The organism is Mesotoga sp. UBA5847, assembly GCF_002432735.1.
GTDB lineage: Bacteria > Thermotogota > Thermotogae > Petrotogales > Kosmotogaceae > Mesotoga.
On sequence record NZ_DJGL01000043.1, the window covers coordinates 13,063 to 15,472 of the forward strand.

Consider the following 2,410-nt stretch of genomic DNA (forward strand, 5'->3'; position numbering starts at 1 on the left):
TTATCGGTAGTACTCTGTTTCCACCGTGCAAGTGTGCAAGGGCGAAAACCAGATCTACCTGGGGAGACACTTCATCCAGGACTCTCTGCGCGGCCGAATACTGCTCTTCAAATGTTATTCCGGCAACATTTCTGGGGTGTGTATACCAGGCGCTGCTGTCATCGGTAAGCCCCACAATCGCTATCTTGAGACCCGCAATCTCCTTGATTATGTATGGCTCAAGAAAGTATGGGGATTCTCCCAGGTATAAAGTATTGGCGCCAAGGAATGGGAAATTCGCAAGCTGGCTATTTCTTTCCATAACGTTGAATGGGAAATCGAAGTCGTGGTTGCCGAGTACCATCGCATCGTAACCCATCATGTTCATTATCTTTATTACAGGTTCACCTTCGAAAAGATTGGCAACATTTGTGTTATAGGGAGCATCTCCTACGTCGAGAAGGAGAAGGTTGGGCTGCATTGCGCGTTCGGTGTTGACAAAGTATGCCATTTTCTCAACCGCTCCGACGGGATATTTCGCCCCACTGGGGAAGTATGGCTCGATGTGACCATGAATATCTGCGGTCGCCAGAATGGTGATAATCGTGAAGTCTGGGTTTTCTACGAAGTTGGAAAGGATTTGCGCAGCTTCCTCTCTTCTCAGTGGTCTGTCAAGAGAAAGCAGCTCGGCAGGTGCGTAAACTAGCTCTCTAAGTTTTGCTTCATAATCTACAGGCTCATCTACTCCGAAAAGAACCTTTGCTACAGCAAGTCCGAATTCAGCTGCGGTTATTGGTTCAAACGGCCTGTATTCTCCGTTGACCACCTCTTCCGCACGGACCTTTATAAGCCCCTCGATGTATTCCTCTCCTTCGATATCGACGATATCTTTGGCAGATGGAACAACGAAAGCCTCATCAATAACACCAAGTGGATCGGTGTAGACGAACTTCTTCTCAACCTCTTCTTCGATCTTCATCGAATGAATCGTTGACAATTTGAATGTCTTGACAATCCACTCGGCCGCGTCAGCTCTTGAAAGAGCCTCAGCTGGATAGAAATACCCATCAAATGCCTCAACTATTCCCGAGGCATGAAGTTTTTCGATCGCAGCAGAATACGGACTGCCCGCGATATCTTTGAAGGTTGCAAAGGATAGAACACAAACCAGAATCAGCGCAATCAGTACGAACTTACTCCTCAACATGCTATCCCTCCTCTTTGTAAGGTGCTGTAATAATAAAAGAAACCATAAATCTCCAAAATTGATTCCACCCACGGACCGCGAAGCAATGCTAAGAATAGTATAATGCCGCGAAACGATATATCAAGCTCAAGTTTAGTCATTCATCAGTAACTGTTTCAGCGATTATAACAGCCTTACATAACGATACTCATAACTTGTTCGAAAACTCCCATATCTCTTCTGTAATCCTTGGAATTCCAGGTATCTAATGCATTGAGATTGTGTTCTAGCAAATATCATGTGGTGTTTCAATAATGAGAATTCATCTATCCGCACAATCTCCATAAGCGGAGGCCACAGCCAAGGGGCCAAGCGGGGGTGGGGTATAGGGTATAGGGTCTGGTAAGAGCGTTAGAAGCTGTTCTTGGAAGAGCGGCTGTTTGTTCGAAAGAGCGGTTGCGAGTTGCATGTTCCAAGTTGCAAGCATAAGAGCCGCTGCGCGCTTAAGAACAAAAACCCGCTGGTCGCTGCTCAAAACAACGTTGTCCGTCAACGGTCCTCGGTCCTCGAAATGGAGCAGTTGCAAGTTCTCAGTTCCAAGTTGCAAGCTGAATAAGAACCGGTTATCCGTTCTCGGTTCACCGTTCTCCGACAAGAGCAAGACCAGTTGCAAGTTGCAAGCCCTAAAGTGAAGAAACGTCAAATGCTGTCATTCCGACAAAGCTCCTGGTCGGAATCTTGATGCTCTTGCTTCATTGCCCTAACCAAAAACGAAGAACAGATACTCGCTCTGGAAGAGATCCTTATTTGGCCTGTTTGCTTTCCCCTTCTCTCTACTCTATGAATGAATGGTTTGACAAAAGCGAAGAACAAATCCTCGCTCTGGAACGAAGAACATGTTCTCCTCGTCGGACGGAGAACCATTCAACGGTCAACCGCTTTCTTTGCTCCTGACCAACCCCCCGACCTCCGACCCCCAACCACGATTTTCCATAAGACCAGATCCTGAACAGGAGCACTTCAGCTGACAAAGTAAGTTCGTCCTGATCAGATTACTTTAATTTGCTTGCTCTTTTTGTTTGGTTTTTGACTCCTGGTGCGTAAGCTCCAGCATCACTTCCTCGCGCCAGCGAGCCTCACTTCCTGGCGAAGCCAGCCTCGCGTCTTGTTCCGCTCTTTCCTACAACCAACCTCTAGCCTCGTTTTTTGTTCTCACAACTCACAACTTGCAACTTGGAACCGATC

1 protein-coding gene is annotated in these 2,410 nt (G+C 46.9%); it reads right to left on the bottom strand.

Annotated features, from left to right (window positions below; genetic code table 11):
• A partial coding sequence (locus tag B3K91_RS04780) for an S-layer homology domain-containing protein (protein WP_292594137.1) occupies positions 1–1,186 on the bottom strand: 1,186 nt, incomplete at its 3' end.
• Positions 1,187–2,410 lie beyond the last annotated feature (1,224 nt).